The 22,746-nt window shown below is 74.4% G+C and carries 24 protein-coding genes; 19 read left to right on the top strand and 5 right to left on the bottom strand.

Translation table 11 applies throughout. The features are described from left to right. The first annotated feature begins 7 nt into the window (after window positions 1–7). Together hemW and UXQ13_RS10825 are read left to right on the top strand one after the other, a co-directional pair. Entirely contained in the window at window positions 8–1,240 is a 1,233-nt protein-coding gene (gene hemW, locus UXQ13_RS10830; protein WP_225232312.1) for a radical SAM family heme chaperone HemW, read from the top strand. A gap of 62 nt (window positions 1,241–1,302) precedes the next feature. Then, the gene (locus UXQ13_RS10825; RefSeq protein ID WP_225232311.1) at window positions 1,303–2,196 is read left to right on the top strand and encodes an oxygenase MpaB family protein; all 894 of its coding nucleotides are present in this window, start codon (window positions 1,303–1,305) and stop codon (window positions 2,194–2,196) included. A 93-nt stretch (window positions 2,197–2,289) separates the two neighbouring features. On the opposite strand, the gene recQ is transcribed toward UXQ13_RS10825, so the two are convergent. Further along, complete coding sequence (recQ, locus tag UXQ13_RS10820) at window positions 2,290–4,125, bottom strand: DNA helicase RecQ (RefSeq protein WP_336392277.1); 1,836 nt, start codon at window positions 4,123–4,125, stop codon at window positions 2,290–2,292. Window positions 4,126–4,221: 96 nt separating this feature from the next. Here recQ and UXQ13_RS10815 point away from each other — a divergent pair, with 96 nt between their 5' ends. From UXQ13_RS10815 to UXQ13_RS10800, 4 genes are read left to right on the top strand one after another with little or no spacing between them, the layout of a single operon-like run. Continuing rightward, the gene (locus UXQ13_RS10815; RefSeq protein WP_225232309.1) at window positions 4,222–5,109 is read left to right on the top strand and encodes an ATP-binding cassette domain-containing protein; all 888 of its coding nucleotides are present in this window, start codon (window positions 4,222–4,224) and stop codon (window positions 5,107–5,109) included. Next, window positions 5,106–5,849, top strand: a complete 744-nt coding sequence (locus UXQ13_RS10810; RefSeq protein ID WP_225232308.1) for an ABC transporter permease — start codon at window positions 5,106–5,108, stop codon at window positions 5,847–5,849. The genes UXQ13_RS10815 and UXQ13_RS10810 overlap by 4 nt, the downstream gene beginning before the upstream one ends. A 17-nt stretch (window positions 5,850–5,866) precedes the next feature. After that, window positions 5,867–6,979, top strand: coding sequence for a sensor histidine kinase (locus UXQ13_RS10805; RefSeq protein WP_225232307.1), 1,113 nt, complete (start codon window positions 5,867–5,869; stop codon window positions 6,977–6,979). After that, the gene (locus UXQ13_RS10800) at window positions 6,976–7,581 is read left to right on the top strand and encodes a response regulator transcription factor (RefSeq protein WP_225232306.1); all 606 of its coding nucleotides are present in this window, start codon (window positions 6,976–6,978) and stop codon (window positions 7,579–7,581) included. Before UXQ13_RS10805 ends, UXQ13_RS10800 begins: the two co-directional genes overlap by 4 nt. 122 nt (window positions 7,582–7,703) lie before the next feature. Here the strand turns inward: UXQ13_RS10800 and UXQ13_RS10795 are convergent, their stop codons facing one another. Then, the gene (locus UXQ13_RS10795; RefSeq protein WP_455428506.1) at window positions 7,704–8,048 is read right to left on the bottom strand and encodes a type II toxin-antitoxin system VapB family antitoxin; all 345 of its coding nucleotides are present in this window, start codon (window positions 8,046–8,048) and stop codon (window positions 7,704–7,706) included. A gap of 151 nt (window positions 8,049–8,199) precedes the next feature. Between UXQ13_RS10795 and hrcA the strand changes: the two genes are divergently transcribed. The 9 genes from hrcA (at window position 8,200) to UXQ13_RS10750 (ending at window position 15,767) form a co-directional block, all read left to right on the top strand. Continuing rightward, window positions 8,200–9,246: a heat-inducible transcriptional repressor HrcA gene (gene hrcA / locus UXQ13_RS10790; protein WP_225232305.1), complete on the top strand. Its 1,047-nt coding sequence runs from the start codon at window positions 8,200–8,202 to the stop codon at window positions 9,244–9,246. Between the two features lie 16 nt (window positions 9,247–9,262). After that, entirely contained in the window at window positions 9,263–10,402 is a 1,140-nt protein-coding gene (dnaJ, locus tag UXQ13_RS10785) for a molecular chaperone DnaJ (RefSeq protein WP_336392276.1), read from the top strand. After that, the gene (locus UXQ13_RS10780) at window positions 10,399–11,154 is read left to right on the top strand and encodes a 16S rRNA (uracil(1498)-N(3))-methyltransferase (RefSeq protein WP_336392275.1); all 756 of its coding nucleotides are present in this window, start codon (window positions 10,399–10,401) and stop codon (window positions 11,152–11,154) included. Before dnaJ ends, UXQ13_RS10780 begins: the two co-directional genes overlap by 4 nt. A 38-nt stretch (window positions 11,155–11,192) precedes the next feature. Then, window positions 11,193–11,552 (top strand): HIT domain-containing protein, encoded by a 360-nt coding sequence (locus tag UXQ13_RS10775; protein ID WP_336392274.1) that lies wholly within the window; start codon window positions 11,193–11,195, stop codon window positions 11,550–11,552. Continuing rightward, complete coding sequence (locus tag UXQ13_RS10770; RefSeq protein ID WP_336392273.1) at window positions 11,549–12,361, top strand: enoyl-CoA hydratase/isomerase family protein; 813 nt, start codon at window positions 11,549–11,551, stop codon at window positions 12,359–12,361. Before UXQ13_RS10775 ends, UXQ13_RS10770 begins: the two co-directional genes overlap by 4 nt. 87 nt (window positions 12,362–12,448) lie before the next feature. Continuing rightward, window positions 12,449–13,504 (top strand): PhoH family protein, encoded by a 1,056-nt coding sequence (locus tag UXQ13_RS10765; RefSeq protein WP_225232300.1) that lies wholly within the window; start codon window positions 12,449–12,451, stop codon window positions 13,502–13,504. A gap of 3 nt (window positions 13,505–13,507) precedes the next feature. Further along, window positions 13,508–13,999, top strand: a complete 492-nt coding sequence (ybeY, locus tag UXQ13_RS10760; RefSeq protein WP_336392272.1) for an rRNA maturation RNase YbeY — start codon at window positions 13,508–13,510, stop codon at window positions 13,997–13,999. Next, window positions 13,996–15,438: a hemolysin family protein gene (locus tag UXQ13_RS10755; protein ID WP_336392271.1), complete on the top strand. Its 1,443-nt coding sequence runs from the start codon at window positions 13,996–13,998 to the stop codon at window positions 15,436–15,438. Before ybeY ends, UXQ13_RS10755 begins: the two co-directional genes overlap by 4 nt. Then, complete coding sequence (locus UXQ13_RS10750) at window positions 15,435–15,767, top strand: cytidine deaminase (protein ID WP_225232297.1); 333 nt, start codon at window positions 15,435–15,437, stop codon at window positions 15,765–15,767. The genes UXQ13_RS10755 and UXQ13_RS10750 overlap by 4 nt, the downstream gene beginning before the upstream one ends. Before the next feature lie 87 nt (window positions 15,768–15,854). Here UXQ13_RS10750 and UXQ13_RS10745 read toward each other — a convergent pair whose 3' ends face one another. Then, complete coding sequence (locus UXQ13_RS10745) at window positions 15,855–16,325, bottom strand: GNAT family N-acetyltransferase (protein WP_336392270.1); 471 nt, start codon at window positions 16,323–16,325, stop codon at window positions 15,855–15,857. A gap of 4 nt (window positions 16,326–16,329) precedes the next feature. Next, window positions 16,330–16,926 (bottom strand): hypothetical protein, encoded by a 597-nt coding sequence (locus tag UXQ13_RS10740; RefSeq protein WP_336392269.1) that lies wholly within the window; start codon window positions 16,924–16,926, stop codon window positions 16,330–16,332. Between the two features lie 60 nt (window positions 16,927–16,986). On the opposite strand from UXQ13_RS10740, the gene era reads away from it, so the two are divergent. From era to UXQ13_RS10725, 3 genes are read left to right on the top strand one after another with little or no spacing between them, the layout of a single operon-like run. Then, window positions 16,987–17,901 carry a GTPase Era gene (era, locus tag UXQ13_RS10735; RefSeq protein ID WP_336392268.1) on the top strand — a complete coding sequence of 305 codons (915 nt, stop codon included), beginning with the start codon at window positions 16,987–16,989 and terminating at the stop codon, window positions 17,899–17,901. After that, window positions 17,902–18,651, top strand: coding sequence for a DNA repair protein RecO (gene recO, locus UXQ13_RS10730; RefSeq protein ID WP_336392267.1), 750 nt, complete (start codon window positions 17,902–17,904; stop codon window positions 18,649–18,651). Further along, a complete protein-coding gene (locus tag UXQ13_RS10725; protein WP_336392266.1) occupies window positions 18,648–19,412 on the top strand; it encodes an isoprenyl transferase in 765 nt (254 codons plus the stop codon). Before recO ends, UXQ13_RS10725 begins: the two co-directional genes overlap by 4 nt. A gap of 10 nt (window positions 19,413–19,422) precedes the next feature. On the opposite strand, the gene UXQ13_RS10720 is transcribed toward UXQ13_RS10725, so the two are convergent. Next, window positions 19,423–21,012 carry a serine/threonine-protein kinase gene (locus UXQ13_RS10720; protein ID WP_336392265.1) on the bottom strand — a complete coding sequence of 530 codons (1,590 nt, stop codon included), beginning with the start codon at window positions 21,010–21,012 and terminating at the stop codon, window positions 19,423–19,425. Between the two features lie 183 nt (window positions 21,013–21,195). On the opposite strand from UXQ13_RS10720, the gene UXQ13_RS10715 reads away from it, so the two are divergent. Beyond that, entirely contained in the window at window positions 21,196–22,728 is a 1,533-nt protein-coding gene (locus UXQ13_RS10715; protein ID WP_336392264.1) for an FAD/NAD(P)-binding protein, read from the top strand. Window positions 22,729–22,746 lie beyond the last annotated feature (18 nt).

The following is a 22,746-nucleotide window of genomic DNA, read 5'->3' as shown; positions in this document are numbered from 1 at the left end:
TGCAGCGATGACCACCACCCTGCCGATCCTCGGCCAGACACCCGCCCTCCCGGCCGACCCGTCGATGCTCGACGACGCAGCACGGGCCACGGTGCCGGGCACCCCGTTCGGGCTCTACGTGCACGTGCCGTTCTGCGCGACCCGCTGCGGCTACTGCGACTTCAACACCTACACCTCCGACGAGCTGGGCCCCGGGGCGAACCGCAGCGAGTACGCCGGGACCGCGATCGCCGAGCTGGAGCTGGCCGCCCGGGTGCTGGGGCCGGAGCTGCCGACCATCAGCACGGTCTTCGTCGGCGGCGGGACGCCGACCCTGCTGCCGGCGGACGACCTGGTCGCCGTCCTCGACCGGGCCCGGCAGCTCTTCCCGGTCGCCGACGACGTCGAGGTGACCACCGAGGCCAACCCGGAGTCGGTGACGCCGGCGTCGCTGGCCACGCTGCGCGCCGGCGGGTTCACCCGGATCAGCCTGGGCATGCAGTCCGCCGCCCCGCACGTGCTCGCCGTCCTGGACCGCCGGCACACGCCTGGCCGGGCCGCCGAGGCCGCCCGGGAGGCGCGGGCGGCCGGCTTCGACCACGTCAACCTGGACCTGATCTACGGCGCGCCGGGGGAGTCCGACGCGGACTGGGACCTGTCGCTGCAGGCCGTGCTGGACGCCCCCGTCGACCACGTCAGCGCCTACGCGCTGATCGTCGAGCAGGGCACGAAGCTCGCCCGCCGGGTGGCCCGCGGCGAGCTGCCGATGCCCGACGACGACGTCCTCGCTGACCGCTACGAGCAGGCCGACCGGGTGCTGCGCGGGGCCGGCCTGGAGTGGTACGAGGTGTCCAACTGGGCCGCCGACCGGGCTGCCCGGTGCCGGCACAACGAGCTGTACTGGGCCAACGCGCACTGGTGGGGGATCGGCCCCGGCGCGCACAGCCACGTCGGCGGGCTGCGCTGGTGGAACGTCAAGCACCCGGCCGCCTACGCCACCCGGCTGGCCGCCGGCGAGCACCCGGCCGCCGACAGCGAGCGGCTCACCCCGGCCGACGTCGCGCTGGAGACGGTGATGCTCGGCCTGCGGCTGCGGGACGGGCTGCCCCTGACCGCGCTGTCCGACGCCGGCCGGGCCCGTGCCGCCGGCGCCGTCGTCCGCGGTCTGCTGGAGCCCGGTCCGCACGACGAGGGACGCGCGGTCCTGGCCGACCGCGGGCGCCTGCTCGCCGACGGCCTGGTCCGCGAGCTCACCGACTGAGGAGCCGCACCAGGGGGACGGCACCTGGACGCGGTGTGGTCCGCAGGACCACGATGCACATCGTGCGCCACCGCTACGACGTGCTCACCCGGATCACCGCCATGGACCCGGTCCGCGACCACCTGGAGATCCACCGGCTGACCGCGACGGTCGAGTTCCCGTGGGACATGAACCAGGCGCTGAGCTTCGCCCTGTTCCGCACCTACGCCGTCCCGAGCATCGGCGGGCTGCTGGCCCGGACCGGGGAGTTCACCGAGCGGGTGCAGAAGCGCTACGACGACACCGCGCTGATCCTGGACGCCGTCCTGGAGCACGGTCCGGACTCGACGCCGGGCAAGGCCGCCATCCGCCGGATGAACGCCATGCACCGCGCCTACGACATCAGCGACGACGACATGCGGTACGTGCTGTGCACCTTCGTCGTCACCCCGATCCGCTGGATGGCCGCCTACGCCTGGCGGCCGATGAGCGGGGTCGAGCAGATCGCGTCTGCCGAGTACTACAAGGCGCTGGGCCGGCGGATGGGCATCCGCGACATCCCGGACACCTGGCAGGAGTTCGCCCGGGTGCACGACGCCTACGAGGCCGAGCACTTCGCCCACAGCGAGGGCGGCCGGGCCGTCGCCGACGCCACCCTCGCGCTGCTGGGCACCTTCCCGCCGCACGACCGGCTGCCGGCGCCGGTCGTCCGGCAGACGTCGTTCGCCCTGATGGACGACGCCCTGCTGGCCGCCTTCCGCTACCCACAGCCGAACCCGGTGCTGGCCGCTGCCACCCGGGCCGGCCTGCGGGCGCGGGGGATCGCGCTGCGGTTCGCCCGCCCGCGCCGCGACCCGTTCCACGCCCGCCAGCTGCCGACCATCCGCAGCTACCCCGACGGCTACGACCTCGGCGCGCTGGGCACCTTCCCGACCGGCTGCCCGGTGCCGCACGCCGGGCGGGTGACCGGCGGCTGAGGCGGCTCGTCGCACGCAGGGGGTCACCGGACAGTCATCGGGTTACCGCACGACGCGACCCGATGACTGCGGGGTGACCCGCTGCGGGACGGGTCAGCCGCGCAGGGCCTCGAGGATCCCCTCGCCGTAGCGCTCCAGCTTGGCCGCGCCCACGCCGCTGATCGTGCCCAGCGCGGCGACGTCGGCCGGGGACTCGGTGGCGATCTGGCGCAGCGTCGCGTCGTGGAACACCACGTAGGCCGGCACGCCCTGCTCCTTGGCCGTCGCCGCCCGCCACGCCCGCAGCCGCTCGAACGCCGGTGCCGCCTCCGGCGCCAGGTCGACGGCGGCCTTGGTGCTGCGGCTGGACCGGGACCGGGCCGAGCGCTCGGCCTCCCGGCGCATGGGCACCGACTGCTCGCGGCGCAGCACCGGACCGCTGGCCTCGTTGAGCGCCAGCGTCCCGTACTCGCCCTGCACCGCCAGCAGGCCCTGCGCCAGCAGCTGCCGGACGACGCCGCGCCACTGCTGCTCGCTGAGGTCGGTGCCGATGCCGAAGGTGCTGAGCTGGTCGTGGCCGTGCTGGGTGACCTTCTCGGTGCGCTTGCCGAGCAGGATGTCGATGGACTGGCCGGCCCCGAAGGACTGGCCGCGCTCGCGCTGCAGCCGGAGCACGGTGGACAGCAGCATCTGCGCCGGGATGGTGCCGTCCCAGGTCTCCGGCGGGGTCAGGCAGGTGTCGCAGTTGCCGCAGGCCTCGCTCTCCTGGCCGAAGTGCGCCAGCAGCCGCACCCGCCGGCAGTCGACGGTCTCGCAGAGGGCGAGCATCGCGTCGAGCTGGCCGGTGAGCACCCGGCGGTGCGCGGCGTCGCCGTCGGAGCCGTCGATCATCTTGCGCTGCTGCACCACGTCAGCCAGGCCGTAGGCCAGCCAGGCGGTGGAGGGGAGTCCGTCGCGGCCGGCCCGGCCGGTCTCCTGGTAGTAGCCCTCGACGGACTTGGGCAGGTCGAGGTGGGCGACGAACCGGACGTCGGGCTTGTCGATGCCCATGCCGAACGCGATCGTCGCCACCATCACCAGGCCGTCCTCGCGGAGGAACCGGGACTGGTTGGCTGCGCGGGTCCGCTGGTCCATCCCCGCGTGGTACGGCAGCGCCGGGATGCCGTTCTTCACCAGGAACGCCGCGGTGGTGTCCACCGAGGCGCGGGACAGGCAGTAGACGATGCCGGCGTCGCCGGGGTGCTCGGTGCGCAGCAGGTCCAGCAGCTGCTTGCGCGGCTCGTCCTTGGGCGCGATCCGGTACTGGATGTTGGGCCGGTCGAAGCCGGCGACGACGTGCAGGGCGTCGTCCAGCTGCAGCCGGGTGCTGATCTCGGCGTGCGTGCGCGGGGTGGCAGTCGCGGTCAGCGCGATCCGGGGGACGTCGGGCCACTTCTCGTGCAGCATCGACAGCGCGAGGTAGTCGGGCCGGAAGTCGTGGCCCCACTGGGCGACGCAGTGCGCCTCGTCGATGGCGAACAGCGCGATGGTGCCGCGCTCCAGCAGCCGGGCGGTGGGGGAGTTGCCGCCGCCCAGGGACTCCGGCGCGACGTAGACCAGGTCCAGCTCGCCGGCGAGGTAGGCCTGCTCGACCAGCCGGCGCTCGTCGCGGTCCTGGCTGGAGTTCAGGAAGCCAGCCCGGACGCCGAGGGCGGTCAGCGCGTCGACCTGGTCCTGCATGAGCGCGATCAGCGGGGAGACGACGACGCCCACGCCTTCGCGCAGCAGAGCCGGCACCTGGTAGCACAGCGACTTGCCGCCGCCGGTGGGCATGAGCACCAGGGCGTCGCCACCGGCGACGACGTGGTCGACCACCTGCTTCTGCGGGCCGCGGAAGGCGTCGTAGCCGAAGACCCGGCCGAGCACCTCGAGCGCGGGGTCGGTCAGCTCGTCGGTCGGTGCCAGGGTCACGCCCCGAGGGTAGGGCGACCGGTCTGACATCCGTCAGCTGCTCCTGCCGACGTCTCGCACTCCCGCCGGGACCCCCTCGCCGACCAGGGTGGACGCATGCCCGAGACCCCCGCCCTCGACGTCCGCGGACTGACCGTCCGCTACGGCGGCACGACCGCCGTCCACGACCTGACGCTCACCATCGCCCGCGGCGAGACGGTGGCGCTGCTGGGTCCCAACGGCGCCGGCAAGTCCTCCACCGTCAACGCCGCGCTGGGCCTCTTCCGGCCCACCGCCGGGACCGTGGAGCTGCTGGGCCGCGAGCCGCTGGCCGCCGTCCGGTCCGGCGGGGTCGGCGCGATGCTGCAGCACGGCGGGCTGCCCAGCGAGTCCCGGGTGGGCGAGGTGCTGCGGCTGGTCGCCGGCCGCTACGCCGACCCGTGGCCGATGGCCGACCTGGTCACCACCACGGGGATCGAGGGGCTGCTGGACCGGCGCACCGAGCAGCTGTCCGGCGGTCAGCGCCAGCGGGTGCTGCTGGCGCTGGCGCTGGCCGGCGCGCCGCCGCTGCTGGTCCTGGACGAGCCGACGAGCGCGATGGACGTCGAGGGCCGGCACGCCTTCTGGGCGACGATGCGCAGCCTCGCCGACCGGGGCCACACCGTCGTCTTCGCCACGCACCACCTGGCCGAGGCCGACGCGGTCGCCGACCGGGTCGTGGTCGTCGACGGCGGCCGGGTGGTCGCCGACGGCACCGCGGCCCAGGTGAAGTCCGGCATCGCCGGGCGCACCGTCCGCTTCACCTGCACCGACCGCACCGGGCTGGCCGACCTGCCCGGGGTCACCGCCGTCGGCGGCAGCGGGGAGCTCGTGGAGCTCGCCACCACCGACGCCGAGGCCACCCTGCGCGCCCTGCTCGCCGGCCGCGACCGGCTGCCCGACCTGGAAGTCCGCGGCGCGAGCTTGGAGCAGGCCTTCCTCACCCTCACCGGAGGCACCCGATGACCGCCCTGTTCGTCTTCCAGCTCCGCCGGGTGCTGCGCTCCTGGCAGTACCTGTTCTTCACCGTCCTGCTGCCCGCGCTGTTCACCGTCTTCTTCACCAAGATCTTCGGCGGGCAGGCGGCCAGCCCGGGGGAGTACCAGGAGTACGCGCAGGACTACATGGTCTCGATGATGTGCTACGGCGGGCTGGGGGCGGCGCTGGGCGCCACCATCCGGCTGTCGTTCGACCGGGCGTCGGGCTGGTTGCGCCAGCTGCGGGTGCTCCCGCTCCCCGGGCGCACGGTGGTCGCCGTGGACGTCGCGGTCGGGATGGTGCTCGTGCTGCCCAGCCTGGTCGTCGTCGCGTTGGTCGGCCGCTTCGTCAACGACGTCCAGCTGGGCATCGGCACCTGGGCGACGCTGCTCGGCGTCCTGTGGCTGGGGTCGGCGGCGTTCGTGGCGCTGGGCATGCTGCTGGGCCTGGCGCTGGAGGAGAAGGCCGCCGGCGCCGCCATCGGCATCCTCTCGGTGGTGCTCGCGGCCCTGGGCGGGCTGTGGATCCCGGTCTGGATCTTCCCCGACGGGCTGCAGGTGGTGGCCCGGGCGATGCCGTCCTACTGGTACGGCGAGCTCGGCCGCGACGTGGTCACCGGCGGGAGCCCGGCGATGGCCGCGGTCGTGCTGGTCGGCTTCGCCGCGCTGTTCGCGGTGGCCGCGGTCGGGGTGGGCGCGCGGCGCCCGCTGCACGCGGTCGCCGGCTGAGCGGGACACTGACCCCCGTGGAGCCCGTCCCCGTCACGCGACCGCCCCTGTGGCGACGGCTGGCCTGGTCCGCGCCGTGGCTGGTGTTCCAGGTCTTCCCGGTGCTGGACCTGGTGCTCACGCCCCGCCCGCTCGCGGCCCGGCTGGTCATCGCGGCCGCGCTCGTCGTGTTCACGGTGGCCTACCTCGGCGTGCTGGGCCGGTTCGCCGAGGCCCGCGGCGTGCGGCCGGACTTCGTGGTGGTCGTCGTCCTGGCCCTGGTGCTCTCGGCGGCGCTGGGCACCAGCTACGCCGGGTTGTGGATCTACGTGTCGGCCGCGGCGGCCGCCACCCTGTCCGAGAAGCTGGTCTGGCCGGTTGCCGGTGCGGCCACGCTGGCCTGCCTGGTCGTCGTCCTCTCCTGGCAGGACTGGACGTCGCTGTTCCTGCCCGTGCTGTGCCCGCTGACCGCGGCGACGCTGTGGGGCACCCGGCACCTGATCACCGTCAACGCCGAGCTGCGGGAGGCCCGCGAGGAGCTGGCCCGCAACGCCGTCGCCGAGGAGCGGCTGCGCTTCGCCCGGGACCTGCACGACCTGCTGGGCCACTCGCTGTCGCTCATCGCGCTCAAGAGCGAGCTGGCCCGCCGGCTCGCCCCGGTCGACGTGGAGCGGGCGGGGGCGGAGATGGCCGACGTCGAGGCCGCTGCCCGCCGCGCCCTGGCCGAGGTCCGGGAGGCGGTCAGCGGGTACCGGCAGGTCAGCTGCGGCCAGGCGGTGGCCGAGGCCCGGGCCGCGCTGTCCGGCGCCGGCATCGCCTTCCGCGGCCCCGACCGGCTGCCCGTCCTCCCCGGTCCGGTGGACGCCGCGCTGGGCTGGGTGGTCCGCGAGGCGACCACGAACGTGCTGCGGCACAGCCACGCCCGCACGGTGACGGTCACGCTCACCGAGGACGGCGTCTGCGCCGCGCTCACCGTCGTGGACGACGGCCGCGGACCGGCCGAGGACACCGCGCCCGGCTCCGGGCTGACCGGGCTGCGCGAGCGGGTGACCGCCGTCGACGGGTCCCTCACCGGGGGTGCGGCCCCCGGCGGCGGCTACCGGCTGCACGCCGAGGTCCCGCTGGTGCCGGCCGCGGCGGTGGTCGCGTGATCCGGGTGCTGCTCGCCGAGGACCAGCAGCTGGTCCGGGGCGCGCTGCGGGCGCTGCTCGAGCTGGAGGAGGACATCACCGTCGTGGCCGAGGTGGGCCGCGGCGACGAGGTGCTGGCCGCCGCCCGGGAGCACGTGCCGGACGTCGCGCTGATGGACATCGAGATGCCGGGCCAGGACGGGATCGAGGCCGCCCGCGACCTGGCGGCCGAGCTGCCGACCGTGAAGGCCGTCATCCTCACCACGTTCGGCCGGCCGGGGTTCCTGCGCCGGGCGATGGAGGTCGGCGCGGCCGGGTTCCTGGTCAAGGACTCACCGGTCGCCGAGCTGGCCGCCGCGATCCGGTCGGTGATGGCGGGGGAGCGGGTCATCGACCGGGACCTCGCCGCCGCTGCCCTCGCCCTGGGCGCGACCCCGCTCTCGGCCCGGGAGGCCGACGTGCTGCGGGCCGCTGCCGACGGCGCCACCGTGGCCGACATCGCCGGGCGGCTGTTCCTCTCCGAGGGCACGGTGCGCAACTACCTGTCCAACGCCATCGGCAAGACCGGCGCCCGCACCCGCGTCGAGGCCGCCCGGGTCGCCGCCGACAAGGGCTGGCTCTAGCTGTACTCACCCGCGGCGTGGATCAGCTCCGACGAGCACCGTGCATCCTCAGCCGCCGACGTCGGTGGCTGAGGACGCACACGCGTCGTCCCACCTGATCCACGCCGGAGGTGAGCCCCGGCTCAGGTGGTGGGCATCAGAGAGTCGAGGTCCAGGACGCGGACGTGGATGACGTTGCGCTGCTGCAGGGCCGCGCGCAGCGCCCGGTGCAGGCCGTCCTCCAGGAAGAGCTCGTTCTTCCACTGCACGGCGTGCGGGAATAGGTCGCCGTAGAAGGTCGAGTCGTCGGCCAGCAGCGCGTCGAGCTCGAGCTGCCGCTTGGTGGTGACCAGGGTGTCCAGCCGGATCTGGCGGGGCGGGATCATCGCCCAGTCCCGGGTGGAGAAGCCGTGGTCGGGGTAGGGACGCCCGTCGCGCACCGCCTTGAAGATCAGTGCCCGACTCCCCTCAGACCGGCCCCGTGACACGGGACACCCACCGAGTGCCCCACCCTAGTGGGGGCCGGACCGGGGGGCCCGGCGCCTCCCCGACGTGCGGGACGACGTCCCGGTCCGGTCGTATGCTGGGCTGGCACTCGGGAACCCCGAGTGCCAGCGGATCCGCGACGGGAGGTGGCACGTGGCGCACGAGGACCGCCGCCTGCAGGTCCTGCGGGCGATCGTGCAGGACTACGTCTCGACCAACGACCCGGTGGGCTCCAAGGCGCTGGCCGCCCGCTACGACCTCGGCGTCTCCCCGGCCACCATCCGCAACGACATGGCGGTGCTGGAGGAGGAGGGGTACATCACCCAGCCGCACACCAGCGCCGGGCGGGTCCCCACCGACAAGGGCTACCGGTTCTTCGTGGACCGGCTCTCGCAGGTCAAGCCGCTGTCGGCGGCCGAGCGCCGGGCGATCGAGCGGTTCCTGGACGGCGCCCTGGACCTGGACGACGTGCTCACCCGCACCGTCCGGCTGCTGGCCCAGCTGACCCGCAACGTGGCGGTGATCCAGTACCCGACGCTGTCCCGCTCCGCCGTCCGGCACCTGGAGGTCGTGCAGCTGGCCACCAACCGGCTGCTGCTGGTGCTGATCACCGACACCGGGCGCGTCGAGCAGCGGGTGGTGGAGATCCCCGCGGTCACCGACGCCCCGGCCGGCACCGACCCGGTCGCCGAGCTGCGCACGCTGCTCAACGCGGCGTTCGTCGGCGCCAAGCTCGCCGAGGCGGGCGTCAAGGTGGCCGACCTGCTGGACACCGCCCCGGCCCACCTGCGCGGCCTGGTCGCCGCGGTCAGCGCCACGCTGATCGAGACCCTCGCCGAGCCCGGCGAGGACCGCCTGCTGGTCGGCGGCACGGCCAACCTCACCCGCGGTGGGGCACTGGACTTCCCGGGCACCCTGCGCCCGTTGCTGGAGGCGCTGGAGGAACAGGTCGTCGTCCTCCGGCTCATGGGCGAGGTGGCCCCCAGCACGGTGCTGGTGAGCATCGGCGAGGAGAACGCGCACGAGGGGTTCACCGGCGCGTCGGTGGTCTCCGTGGGCTACGGGTCGGCCGGCGGGACCGCCGACCTCGCGCTCGGGGGACTCGGCGTCGTCGGACCCACCCGGATGGACTACCCCGGGACCATGGCCGCGGTACGAGCCGTGGCCCGCTACGTCGGCCAGTTGCTGGCCGAGAGCTGAGGACTGAGAACACCAGATGGCTACGGACTACTACGGCGTGCTCGGGCTCTCCCAGGGGGCGACCGACAAGGACATCAAGAGCGCGTACCGCCGCAAAGCCCGCGACCTGCACCCCGACGTCAACCCCGACCCCGGGGCCAAGGAGGAGTTCCAGCAGGTCAGCCGGGCCTACGAGGCGCTGACCGACCCGGACAAGCGGCGCATCGTCGACCTGGGCGGTGACCCGTTCGAGACCGGCGGCGGCGGGGGCGGCAACCCCTTCGGCGGGGGCGCCGGCTTCGGCGGCCTGGGCGACATCATGGACGCCTTCTTCGGCGGCGGTGGCGCCACCCGTGGCCCGCGCAGCCGCACCCGGGCCGGCGGCGACGCCCTCATCCGGGTCGACCTGGACCTGGACGAGACGGTCTTCGGGACGACGACCGAGATCACCGTGGACACCGCCGTCCTGTGCACCACCTGCACCGGGGCCGGCACCGCGCCGGGCACCCACCCGACCGGCTGCACGACGTGCGGCGGCCGCGGCGAGGTGCAGAGCGTGCAGCGCTCGTTCCTGGGCCAGGTCGTGGCCTCCCGCCCCTGCCCGACCTGCGGCGGCACCGGCCAGGTCATCCCCGAGCCGTGCCCGCAGTGCGCCGGCGACGGCCGGGTGCGGGCCCGCCGGACCATCCCGGTGAAGATCCCGGCCGGCGTCGAGGACGGCATGCGGATCCGGCTGTCCGGGCACGGCGAGGTCGGCCCCGGCGGCGGCCCGGCCGGCGACCTCTACGTCGAGGTGCGCGAGCGCCCGCACGACGTGTTCACCCGCGACGGCGAGGACCTGCACTGCCGGGTCACCGTGCCGATGGCCGCGGCCGCGCTGGGCACCACGCTCACGCTGCGCACCCTGGACGGCGACGAGCCCCTGGACATCAAGCCCGGCACCCAGTCCGGCTCGGTGCTCACCCTGCGGGCGCACGGTGCTCCCCGGCTGCGGGCGACCGGGCGGGGCAACCTGATGGTGCACGTCGACGTGCAGACGCCCACCCGGCTGGACGCCGAGCAGGAGGAGCTGCTGCGCACGCTCGCCGCCCTGCGCGGCGAGGACCACCCGGAGGCCAGCCGGGCCCAGCACAACGGGCTCTTCGGGCGGGTCCGCGACGCGTTCAACGGCCGATGAGCCAGCCCGACACCCTGGCCCCGGACGGCGCCCCGCTGTTCCTGGTCGACGAGCTGCCGGAGGGGCCCACGGTGCTGGTCACCGGGCACGAGGCGCGGCACGCCGTCGACGTGCTGCGGCTGACCGCCGGGGAGCGGGTCCGGGTGGCCGACGGCGAGGGCACGGTCGTCGAGGGCGTCGTGGCCGCGGCCGGTCCCGAGGGCCTGCAGGTCGAGGTGCTGGCCCGGCACCTGGTGCCGCCGCCGGCCCCGGAGCTGGTGCTCGTGCAGGCGCTGCCCAAGGGCGACCGCGGCCCGCTGGCCGTGGAGCTGGCCACCGAGCTGGGCGTGGACCGGATCGTGCCGTGGACGGCGGCGCGCTGCGTCACCCGCTGGCGCGAGGACCGGGTGGACAAGGGCCTGGCCAAGTGGCGCTCGGCCGCCCGAGCGGCCAGCAAGCAGGCCCGCCGCCCCCGGGTCCCCGAGATCACCGACCCGATGAGCACCCGCCAGGTCTGCGGCCTGCTCGGCGACACCGACCTGGCCCTGGTGCTGCACGAGCAGGCCCGCCGGCCGTTCTCGGCCGTGGAGGTGCCGACCGAGGGCATCGTGGTGGTCGTCGTCGGTCCCGAGGGCGGCATCACCGACGGCGAGGCCGTGGCCTTCCGCGCGGCCGGCGCGGTCGTCGTCCGGCTGGGCGACGAGGTGCTGCGCACCTCCACCGCCGGTCCCGCGGCCCTGGCCGCGATCGCCGCCCGCACCCGCTGGCGGTAGCCCGGCGGGCCGGGGGGCGGCGTGGTTGGGTGCCGGGTGTGACCGACTGCCTGTTCTGCCGCATGGTCGCCGGGGAGATCCCGGCCGACGTCGTGCACGAGACCGAGCGCACCCTGGCCTTCCGGGACATCGACCCGCAGGCGCCCACCCACGTGCTGGTGATCCCCAAGGACCACCACGCCACCGCCGGCCTGCTGGTCGGCGCCGACCCGGGTCTGCTGGCCGAGGTGGTCGCCGCCGCGCACGCGGTCGCCGTCGCCGAGGGCCTGGCCACCGACGAGGCGCCGGAGCCGGGCTACCGGTTGGTGTTCAACTCCGGGCCGCAGGCCGGCCAGACGGTGCACCACGTGCACGGCCACGTGCTCGGCGGCCGCGACCTGACCTGGCCGCCCGGGTGACCGCCCCGGTGCGCATCGAGCGGGACGGCGACGTCGCCGTCCTGGTGCTGGACAACCCGCCGCTGAACCTCTTCGACGCCGCGACGTTCGACGCGCTGGAGTCCGCGGTCGCCGAGCTCGGCCGGCTGACCGACCCGGCCCTGACGGACCGGGCCCGGGCGGTGCTGGTGCGGGCCGAGGGCAAGGTCGTCTCCGGCGGCGTCGACGTGCAGCTGTTCGCCGACGCCGCGGCCCGCGACGACGCCACCGAGGTCGGCGCCCAGCTCTGGACACGGCTGCTGCGGGTGGAGCAGGCCCTGGAGGACCTGCCGGTGCCCACGGTCTTCGCCGCGCACGCGCTCACCCTCACCGCGGCGTTCGAGCTGGCGCTGGCCTGCGACCTGCTGCTGGCCTCGGAGAAGGCCTCCTTCGGGCTGGTCGAGATCGTCGTCGGGCTGACGCCGTCCATGGGCGGTCCGCAGCGGCTGGCCGAGCGGGCCGGGTCCGCGCGGGCCAAGGAGCTGGTGTTCACCGGCCAGCGGTACGACGCCGCCACCCTGCAGACCTGGGGCGTGGTCAACCGCGTGCTGCCCGTCGAGGGCTTCGCCGAGGCCGCGCTGGCCCTCGCCCGGCAGCTGGCCACCGGCCCGACCGTCGCGCACGCGGCCACCAAGACCATCGTGGCCACCGCGGTCCGCGACGGGGTCCGGGCCGCCGACGACGTCGTCCCCGCGGTGTCCGGAGCGCTGTTCGACACCGACGACCTGCGCGGCGCCGTGACCTCGTTCCTGGCCGACGGGCCCGGCAAGGCCACCCACCGGGGGCGCTGACCGGGGAATGCGGGCGCCGGGGAGCGGGCCCCGGCGTAAGCTCGGCCGGGTCCCACTCCCGTCGCAGGAAGGCAGGGTCGAGCGTTCTTGCCCGACACCTCTCCGAGCTCCACCCCGACCGAGGGCACCGCCCCGGTCCGGACGTCGATCACCGTGCCCCAGTCCGTCTCCATGGTCGCCCTGCTGGGCTCCGGCGACGAGCTGCTGCGGCTGGTCGAGACCGAGCTCGCCGCCGACGTCCACGTACGCGGGAACGAGATCTCGCTGACCGGGCTGCCGGGTGACACCGCCTTCGCCGTCCGCGTCTTCGACGAGCTCATCGCGCTGGTCCGCCGCGGCCAGACCCTGCGCCCGGACGAGGTGCAGCGGGTGGTCGGCATGCTGCGCTCCGGCGGCAGCGAGCGCCCCGCCGAGGTGCTCAGCCTGGACATCATCAGCCGCCGCGGGCGCACGATCCGGCCCAAGACGCTGAACCAGAAGCACTACGTCGACGCGATCGACGCCAACACGATCGTGTTCGGCATCGGCCCGGCCGGCACCGGCAAGACCTACCTGGCGATGGCCAAGGCCGTGCAGGCGCTGCAGACCAAGCAGGTCGACCGGATCATCCTGACCCGCCCGGCCGTCGAGGCGGGGGAGCGGCTGGGGTTCCTGCCCGGCACGCTCAGCGAGAAGATCGACCCCTACCTGCGGCCGCTGTACGACGCGCTGCACGACATGGTCGACCCCGAGTCGATCCCGCGGCTCATGCAGAGCGGCACCATCGAGGTGGCCCCGCTGGCCTACATGCGCGGCCGCTCGCTGAACAGCTCCTTCGTGATCCTCGACGAGGCGCAGAACACCACCGCCGAGCAGATGAAGATGTTCCTGACCCGGCTCGGGTTCGGCTCGAAGATGGTCGTCACCGGCGACGTCACCCAGGTCGACCTCCCCGGCGGGGCGCCCTCGGGCCTGCGGGTGGTGCGCAACATCCTCGGCGACGTCGACGACATCCACTTCTCCGAGCTGACCAGCTCCGACGTCGTCCGGCACCGCCTGGTCGGCGACATCGTCGAGGCCTACGAGCGCTACGACGTCGCCACCGCCCCCCGCACCACCGACCCCGTGCGCGGCTCCGGCCCGCGGCGGCAGAAGGGCAGCTGACCCGTGGCCGTCGAGGTCGCCAACGAGTCCGAGATCGCCGTCGACGAGACCTCGCTGACCGGCATCTGCCGGTACGTGCTCGGCGAGATGGGCGTGAGCCCGCTGGCCGAGCTGTCAGTGCTGTGCGTGGACGTCGAGTACATGGCCAGCCTGCACGAGCGGTGGATGGGCGAGAAGGGCCCGACCGACGTGCTGGCCTTCCCGATGGACGAGCTGGACACCAAGCGGCCCGACGACCCCGACCCGGGTCCCGAGCTGCTCGGCGACGTCGTGCTGTGCCCGGCGGTCGCCATCCGCCAGGCCCGCGCCGCCGGCCACACCATGGACGACGAGCTGCTGCTGCTGGTCACCCACGGCGTGCTCCACCTGCTGGGCTACGACCACATGGAGCCCGACGAGGAGAAGGAGATGTTCGGGCTGCAGTCCGACCTCCTGCAGAAGTTCGCCGCCGTCCCGCGGGACCAGGTGACCGGCGAGGAGACCGCGCCGCGATGAGCTCCACCGCGATCACGCTCCTGGTGATCGCCGTCCTGCTGGTCCCGCTCGCCGGGGTGTTCGCCGCCGTCGACGCCGCGCTGCAGGGCATCTCCCGCGCGCGGGTCGAGGCCCTGCGCCGCGACGACGTCCGCCGGGCCGGCGCGCTGCTGGAGGTCGTCGAGGACCGGGCGCGGCACGTCTCGCTGCTGCTCCTGCTGCGGATCGCCTGCGAGATGACCGCCGCGGTGCTGATCGGCGTCATCCTCTACGCCCAGTTCGACGGCGTCGGGGCCGGCGTGGTCACGGCGGCGGCGGTCACCACGGTGATCAGCTACGTGCTGGTCGGCGTCGGCCCGCGCACCCTGGGCCGGCAGCACGCCTACGCGATCGCGCTGGCCGCGGCCGGTCCGACCCGGCTGCTCGGCCGGCTGCTGGGCCCGGTGTCGACGCTGCTGATCCTGCTGGGCAACGCCATCACCCCCGGCCGGGGGTTCCGCGAAGGACCGTTCTCCACCGAGGTCGAGCTGCGCGAGCTGGTCGACATGGCCGAGGAGCGCGGCGTCGTGGAGTCCGACGAGCGCGACATGATCCAGTCGGTGTTCTCCCTGGGCGACACGATCGCCCGCGAGGTCATGGTGCCCCGGCCCGACGTGGTGTTCGTCGAGTCGACCAAGAGCCTGCGGCAGGCGCTGGCGCTGGCCCTGCGCAGCGGGTTCAGCCGGATCCCGGTCATCGGGGAGAACGTCGACGACATCGTCGGCGTCGTCTACCTCAAGGACCTGGTCCGGCGCACCCAGGGCGACCAGGACGTCAGCCGGATCCGGGTCGAGGACCTCATGCGGCCCGCGGCCTTCGTGCCCGAGTCCAAGCCGGTCGACGCCCTGCTGCGGGACATGCAGGCCCGCCGCATCCACATGGCCGTCGTGGTCGACGAGTACGGCGGCTTCGCCGGCCTGCTGACCATCGAGGACATCCTCGAGGAGATCGTCGGCGAGATCGACGACGAGCACGACGCCGTGCAGCGCCCCCCGGTGGAGGAGCTGCCCGACGGGTCCTACCGGATCACCGCGCGGTTGCCGGTGGAGGACCTGGCCGACCTGTTCCGGGTCGAGCTGCCGCAGGACGACGACGTGGAGACCGTGGGCGGGCTGCTGGCGCGGGCGATCGGCCGGGTGCCGATCGAGGGCTCGGAGACCGTGGTCGGCGAGCTGCACCTGCTGGCCGAGCGGACCGGCGGACGGCGCAACCAGATCGACACCATGCTGGTCCGCCGGGTGGAGGAGCCCGCCGACGCCGAGGAGGCCGAGGCCGACGAGCCCGCCCCGGCGACCGAGCCCGAGGACGAGGAGCGCGCGGAGCGGCGGGCTCGGCGCAAGCGGGAGAAGAAGGAGGCCGCGGCGGCCGCCGCGGAGCCCGAGGACGTCGACGCCGACGCGGCTGGGAGGCTGTCGTCGTGACCGACCTGCAGCCCGAGGACCAGAAGCTCGTCACCCTCGCCCGCTCGGCCCGCGGCCGCACCGGGGCGCCGGAGGGGGCCGCCGTCCGCGACACCGACGGGCGGACCTACCTGGCCGCCACCGTCGCGCTGCCCTCGCTGCAGCTCTCGGCCCTGCAGGCGGCGGTCGCCGCCGCGGTGTCCTCGGGCGTCGAGGGCCTGGAGGCGGCCGCGGTGGTCAGCGGCGCCGGTGCGGTGGAGCCCGCCGGCCTGGCCGCCGTCCACGACCTCACCGCGGGCGCGCCGGTCCACCTGGCCGGCCCCGACGGCACCCTGGTCACCACCGTCTGACCCGCCTGCCGAGGACGGTCCGCCCAGCTGGGGGATGGTCCGCGGCCGGCCCCGGACCTCCCCCCACCCCGGCGGACCTGCCCCGGGTCAGCGGGCGAGGTGCTTGGCGAGGTGCACGAGCTCGACCGTCGGCGACAGCTGCTCGCGGTGGGTCTCGACGTAGCCGTGCCGCTGGTAGAGCCGGAGGTTGGCCTCGCTGAGGTGCCCGGTGAACAGCGTGGCCGTCGCGCACCCGGAGGCTGCCTCGGCCGCGGCCAGGAGACGGCTGCCGGTGCCGTGGCCCTGCAGGTCCGGGGCGACGACCAGCCTCCCGATGTGCAGGACGCCGTCGACCTCCCGGGTGCGCACCGCGCCGACCAGGCGCGGGCCGTGCCAAACGGCCAGGCACGAGGAGCCGGCCAGCTCGGCGACCAGCTCCGGCAGCGTCTGGGTCAGCGCCGGCAGCCGGGCGTCGGCGTAGAGCTGCGCCTCGGTGACGTAGGCCGCGCGCTGCAGCGTGAGCAGCTCCCCGGCGCGCTCCCGCGGGAACGCGCCGAGCTCGACCGGGGGGAGGGTCACGCGGTCAGGCCAGCGGCCGGTCCAGGGCGTCGGCGACGGCCTCGTGGTCGCGGACCCAGATGGCGAAGGCCCGGTCGGCCACGCCGTCGGCGGCCAGGTGCCGGACGACGACGCGGGTGCGCCCGGGCCACCAGCCACCGCGCCGCTTGGCCCGCGGCCAGTCCGCCGGGGCGCGGCCGACGACGACGTCCTCGACGAGCACCAGCGGGACGACGCCGAACGACGACGTCTGGCGCAGCCCGGCGATGTCGTTGGACACCGCGAAGTCCGAGATCGTGAACCGGCTGGTGGCCAGCACCAGCACCGCGGCGCCCAGGCCGACGGCCAGCGGGACCTCGTCCTGCGCGGCGGGCCAGCCGCTGATCAGCCCCAGCGCCAGCAGCCAGACGACGACGGCGGCCACGGTGGCCAGCGCGATGCCGGGGCTGACCGCGACGTACTGCCAGTACCGCAGCGGCGCCGGGACGACGGTGACCGACCGCTTGGGGCCACGGCGGGCGAAGAACCCGTAGCTGGTGACCTGGCTGATGTGCCGCTCCCGGTCGCGGGCGGCGCGGACCGCGGGCGGCTCGTCGTTCGGGCGTCGGGTTCGGCGGGCCATGCCGACATCGTCCCAGCCGTCGTCCCCGTGGTGTCGGTGGGCGGTGGGAGGATGGTCGGCGTGAGCACCCCTGATGCCCCGTACCGCAGCGGCTTCGTCGCGCTGGTCGGGCGCCCCAACGCGGGCAAGACCACGCTCACCAACCGCCTGGTGGGCGACAAGGTCGGCATCGTCAGCAACCGGCCGCAGACCACGAGGCACGCCATCCGCGGCGTCGTGCACCGGCCCGACGGCCAGCTCGTGCTGGTCGACACCCCCGGGCTGCACAAGCCCAAGAGCCTGCTGGGCCAGCGGCTCAACGACGTCGTCCGCGACAGCCTGGCCGACGTCGACGTGATCGTGTTCTGCATCCCGGCCGACCAGCCCGTCGGCGCCGGCGACGCGTTCATCGCCCGACAGCTGAAGAACGTGAGCACCCCGGTGGTCCTGGTGGTCACCAAGACCGACGCGGCGTCGAAGAAGGCGATCACCGCGCAGCTGATCGCGGCCTCCCAGCTGGTCGAGGCCCGCGAGGTGGTGCCGGTGAGCGCGGTGGCCGACGAGCAGGTCGACCTGCTCGCCGAGCTGCTGGTCGGCATGCTGCCCGAGGGCCCGCCGATGTACCCCGAGGACCAGCTCACCGACGACGACCTCGAGCGGCAGATCGCCGAGCTGGTCCGCGAGGCCGCGCTGGAGAAGGTGCGCCAGGAGGTGCCGCACTCCCTGGCCGTCAGCGTCGAGGAGATCATCCGCAAGCCCGATCCCCGCGACCCCGAGGCCGTCTTCACCGAGCTGCACGTCCTGCTGCACTGCGAGCGGGCCAGCCAGAAGCCGATGCTGCTGGGCAAGGGCGGCGCCACCATCAAGGCGATCGGCAGCGAGGCCCGGGTCGGCCTGGAGCACCTGCTCGGTGGCCGGGTGCACCTGTCGCTGCACGTCACGGTGCTGGGGGAGTGGCAGGACGACCCCAAGAAGCTGCAGCGGCTGGGCTACTAGGTGTCGGCGCACACCCCGAAGGCCCTCTACCGCGACGAGGGCGTCGTCCTGCGGGTGCAGAAGCTCGGCGAGGCCGACCGGATCGTCACCGTGCTCACCCGGCGCACCGGCAAGGTGCGCGCGGTGGCCAAGGGCGTGCGCCGGACCAAGAGCAAGTTCGGTGCCCGGCTCGAGCCGTTCAGCCACGTCGACCTGCAGCTCTACACCGGCCGCAACCTCGACATCGTCAGCCAGGCCGAGTCCCTGCACTCCTACGGCCCGGCCATCGTGGCCGACTACCGGTGCTACACCGCCGGCACCGCGGTGCTCGAGACCGCGGACCGGCTCACCGCCGAGGAGAAGGAACCGTCGCTGCGGATGTTCCTGCTGGTCATCGGGGCGTTGCGGTCCCTGGCCGAGCAGACCCACCCGCCCGGCCTGGTGCTCGACGCCTTCCTGCTGCGGGCCATGTCGGTGGCCGGCTGGGAGCCCGCGCTCACCGACTGCGCCCGCTGCGCCGAGCCCGGACCGCACCGGCACTTCTCCGTGCCCGGCGGCGGCATGGTCTGCCCGGCCTGCCGGCCCACCGGTTCCACGCTGCCCAGCCCGGTCACCGTGGAGCTGCTGGAGGCCCTGCTCACCGGCGACTGGGCCACCGCCGAGGCCAGCCAGGGCACCAACCGACGCGAGGGGAGCGGGCTCGTGGCCGCACTGCTGCAGTGGCACCTGGAGCGCGGGCTGCGCTCGCTGTCCCTGGTGGACCGCTCGTGAGGCGCGCCGTCCGGCCGCCCACCCCGCACGCCTCCGGCGCCCGGCCCCCGGCCATCCCGGCGGACAAGGTGCCGCACCACGTCGCCGTGGTCATGGACGGCAACGGGCGGTGGGCCAAGCAGCGCGGGCTGCCCCGCACCAAGGGCCACGAGGCCGGCGAGGCCTCGCTGTTCGACTGCGTCGAGGGCGCCATCGAGCTGGGCATCGGCGCGATCAGCGCCTACGCGTTCTCCACCGAGAACTGGAAGCGCAGCCCGGAGGAGGTCCGCTTCCTCATGGGCTTCAACCGCGACGTGATCCGCCGCCGCCGCGACGAGATGCACGAGCTGGGCGTGCGGGTGCGCTGGGCCGGGCGCCGTCCGCGACTGTGGGGCTCGGTGATCAAGGAGCTCGAGGTCGCCGAGGAGCTGACGCAGGACAACGACGTCCTCACCCTGACCATGTGCGTGAACTACGGCGGGCGGGCCGAGATCGCCGACGCCGCCGCGGCGATCGGTCGCGAGGTCGCCGCCGGCCGGCTGAACCCGGACAAGATCACCGAGAAGACCGTGGCCCGGTTCCTCGACGAGCCCGACATGCCCGACGTCGACCTGTTCCTGCGCAGCTCGGGGGAGAACCGCACGTCGAACTTCCTGCTCTGGCAGTCCGCCTACGCCGAGCTGGTCTTCCAGGACGTGCTGTGGCCGGACTTCGACCGCCGCAACCTCTGGGCCGCCTGCGAGGAGTACGCCTCCCGCCAACGCCGCTTCGGCAGCGCCTGAGCGCTGCCCGTCAGCCGGCGAAGGTGGTCGTGCTGCGGTCCCCCGACCACCAGGTGACCAGGTCGGCGAGCCCCTGGGTGCCGGCGCCGGCCGCCGTGGCGGTGACCAGCACCTGGCCGGCGCTCTCGGTCCAGAACAGGACGGCGTCCCCGCGGGTGGTGGTCAGGCAGCCGACCCGGCCGGCGGTCTGCCGGTCGTCGTCGAGCCAGTAGTAGTAGCCCTGCGTCGACGGGCAGGTCTCCCGCGACGGCAGCGGCGTCAGGCCGTCGGCGTCCACCCGGGCCAGGAACGCGGCGTCGGCCGCCCCGGAGTCTGTGAACCGCGAGACCTGCACCGCGGACGGTCCGGGCTGCACCGGACTGGCGCCGCAGTCCACCGCGGCGACCTCGCCGAGGGCCGAGGTGGTCGCCGGCGAGCAGCCGTCGATCGCGCTGGGCAGCGCCGCCAGCAGCTCGGCGTCCTCGGCCGACGTGGTGGGGGCCGCGCTGGTCGTGGGGGTCGTCGTCGTGTCGGGGTCGCCGTCCTGGCTGACCACCACGCCGACCACCGCGGCGACGGCCACGGCCACCACGCCGGCGGCGGCCCAGGGCAGCCAGCGGCGGCGGGCCGGTCGACCGGGGTCGGTCACCGCGCCGACCGGGGGACCGGACCAGCTCGGCGGGGGTGCGGGGGGCATCGTCCAGCCCGGGCCGGACATGCCGACGGCCTGCGGCTGCGGCGGGGGAGGCCCCGGGGCGAACCGGGACTCCTGCTGCGGGGTGACCCCGCCGGAGGTGAGCGCCGCCCGCGCGGCCGCGGCCATCGCGCCGGCGCTGGGCCAGCGCGCCGCGGGGTCCTTGGCCAACCCGCGGGCGACGACGGCGTCCAGACCGCCGGGCAGCCCGGCCCGCAGCGCCGACACCGGCGGCGGGGCGGTGTTCAGGTGGGCGTACATCATCGTGGCCAGGTTGTCCCCGGTGAAGGGACGGCGGCCGGCCAGGCACTCGAAGAGCACGCAGGCCAGCGAGTAGACGTCGGTCCGGGCGTCGATCGGCCGCTCCATGAACCGCTCGGGGGCCATGTAGTCGAACGAGCCCACCGCCGAGCCGGTCTGGGTGAGCGAGGGGCCCTCGGAGTCCGCGGCCGACCAGGCGATGCCGAAGTCGACCAGGTAGACGAACTCGTCGCCGGGCTCACCGGTGACCAGCACGTTGGAGGGCTTCACGTCGCGGTGCACCAGGCCCTCGGCGTGCGCGGCGTCCAGCGCCCGGGCGACCTGGCCGACGACCGCCACGGCCCGGGCCGGCTCCAGCGCGCCGTGCGCGTGCAGCAGGTCCCCGAGGTCGACGCCCTTCACCAGGCGCATGTCCAGGAAGAGCTTGCCGTCGATCTCGCCGTACCGGTGGATCGGGACGACGTGCGGCTCGGACAACCGGGCGGCCGCGTGCGCCTCGCGCCGGAACCGCTCGCGGTAGCCGTCGTCCCCGGCGAGGCCCGAGGACAGCACCTTGAGGGCCACCGTACGCCGGTGCTCGGTGTCGTAGGCCCGGTAGACCTCGCCCATCCCGCCCCGCCCGATGAGCTCCTCGATGCGGTAGGGCCCGAACCGACCTGACTCCACGGGCCTCCTCCGACGCGTGCGGGACCCCAGGCGACCCCCGGCGTCGCGACGATCGTAGAGGGCGCGACGACACGGTCCGGTCTCGTTCCGGCCCAGGTTGCGCCGCAGGGCGTTGACACGGGCACCCGGGGGCAAGACAGTTCCCCGGACGACGTCCGCCCCGACGTACCCGAGGTGCCCTCCGTGAGCCATCCCCTCGCCCCGCCGCCCCCCGCCGCGGGCGACCTCAGCGACCGCCTGGTCGGGACCGACGTGTGGACCGACGGGATGCTCGCCGAGCACGGGATCCCCGTCGTCGACGTGCCGTTCGTGACCTTCGGCGGCGGCATCGGCTCGTTCGTGACCACCGACTACCTGCGGATCTGCGGCGTCCCCACCTCGGCGATCCGGGTGCTCACCCCGCTGGACACGCCCTGGCAGAGCTACGAGTACCTGACGACGGTGTCCCAGGTCCCGCGCGGGGAGCGGCTGCGCTCGGACTCGGCGTCCTGCCCGGACAACATCTGGGGGTTCCCGAGCTACGCGCTGCGCGAGGGGCTCAAGGGCGACCTCAAGCAGCTGTGGAACGTGCTGGTCGAGCCGATCTGGGCCAACTACTACACGCCGAAGGCCGGGCACGCCTTCGTCTCCATGGAGGCGGAGATGCACCGCATCCGGTACCCGGAGATGGTGGTGCGGGGCCAGGTCCGGATGGTGCGCCGGCGGGCCGGCGGCGGGTACTTCACCGTCCTCACCCCGCCGCAGGGCGCGACGTCCACCCGGCGGATCGCCTACCGCAGCCAGTGGGTGCACGTGGCCGTCGGCTACCCGGGGCTGAAGTTCCTGGACGACCTGCAGGACTACCGGACGCTCACCAACGACTACGCCAGCGTCGTCAACGCCTACGAGCCGCACGAGCAGGTGTACGAGAAGCTGCGCGCCAAGCCGGGCGTGGTGCTCATCCGCGGCGGCGGCATCGTCGCCTCCCGCGTGCTGCAGCGGCTGGTCGACGACCGGGACCGGCTGCGGCTGGACACCCAGATCGTGCACCTGTTCCGCACCTACACCGACAAGCCGCACGGCACCGGGATCCTCAAGCGCCGCAAGGGCGCCGACGGCTGGGCCTACCAGGGCTTCAACTACCCGAAGTCGGTGTGGGGCGGCCAGCTCAAGCAGCAGGTGCGCAAGAGTGAGGGCGCCGAGCGGGCCCGGCTCTACAAGGAGATGGGCGGCACCAACACCCCGGTCCGGCACAACTGGCAGGAGCAGCTGTCCCGCGGCCGCGCCCAGGGCTGGTACCGGGTGATGGTCGGCCAGATCGGCCGGATGACCAAGACCGGCGAGCTGGTCGAGGTGGCGGTGAACAGCGACCAGGGGCCGCAGCTGGGCTCCTTCGACGCGGTCATCGACTGCACCGGGCTGGAGGCCGACATCCGCGAGCACCGGGTGCTGGCCGACCTGCTGGACCACTCCGGAGCCGGCCGCAACCCGGTCGGGCGGCTGGACGTCGAGCGCAGCTTCGAGGTCCGCGGCACCCGCAGCGGCAACGGCCGCATCTACGCCTCGGGCAGCGCCACGCTCGGCGGGTACTTCCCCGGCGTCGACACCTTCCTCGGTCTGCAGATCGCCGCCCAGGAGATCGCCGACGACCTGCACGCGCAGGGCTTCGGCAGCAAGCTCGGCCCCGGCCGCTCCACCAGCCAGTGGTGGAAGTGGGCCCGGGGCAAGCAGATCTGACCCACCGAGAACCCCTCG

Origin of the sequence: Klenkia terrae (genome assembly GCF_037083865.1) — a bacterium.
Classification (GTDB): domain Bacteria; phylum Actinomycetota; class Actinomycetes; order Mycobacteriales; family Geodermatophilaceae; genus Klenkia; species Klenkia terrae.
This window is presented reverse-complemented; position numbering and strand designations above follow the sequence as displayed.

Coding starts and splice junctions, on each gene's coding strand:
- hemW (WP_225232312.1), top strand. CDS start 8: ATGACCACCACCCTGCCGATCCTCGGCCAGACACCCGCCCTCCCGGCC.
- UXQ13_RS10815 (WP_225232309.1), top strand. CDS start 4,222: ATGCCCGAGACCCCCGCCCTCGACGTCCGCGGACTGACCGTCCGCTAC.
- UXQ13_RS10810 (WP_225232308.1), top strand. CDS start 5,106: ATGACCGCCCTGTTCGTCTTCCAGCTCCGCCGGGTGCTGCGCTCCTGG.
- dnaJ (WP_336392276.1), top strand. CDS start 9,263: ATGGCTACGGACTACTACGGCGTGCTCGGGCTCTCCCAGGGGGCGACC.
- UXQ13_RS10780 (WP_336392275.1), top strand. CDS start 10,399: ATGAGCCAGCCCGACACCCTGGCCCCGGACGGCGCCCCGCTGTTCCTG.
- UXQ13_RS10755 (WP_336392271.1), top strand. CDS start 13,996: ATGAGCTCCACCGCGATCACGCTCCTGGTGATCGCCGTCCTGCTGGTC.
- UXQ13_RS10740 (WP_336392269.1), bottom strand. CDS start 16,926: ATGGCCCGCCGAACCCGACGCCCGAACGACGAGCCGCCCGCGGTCCGC.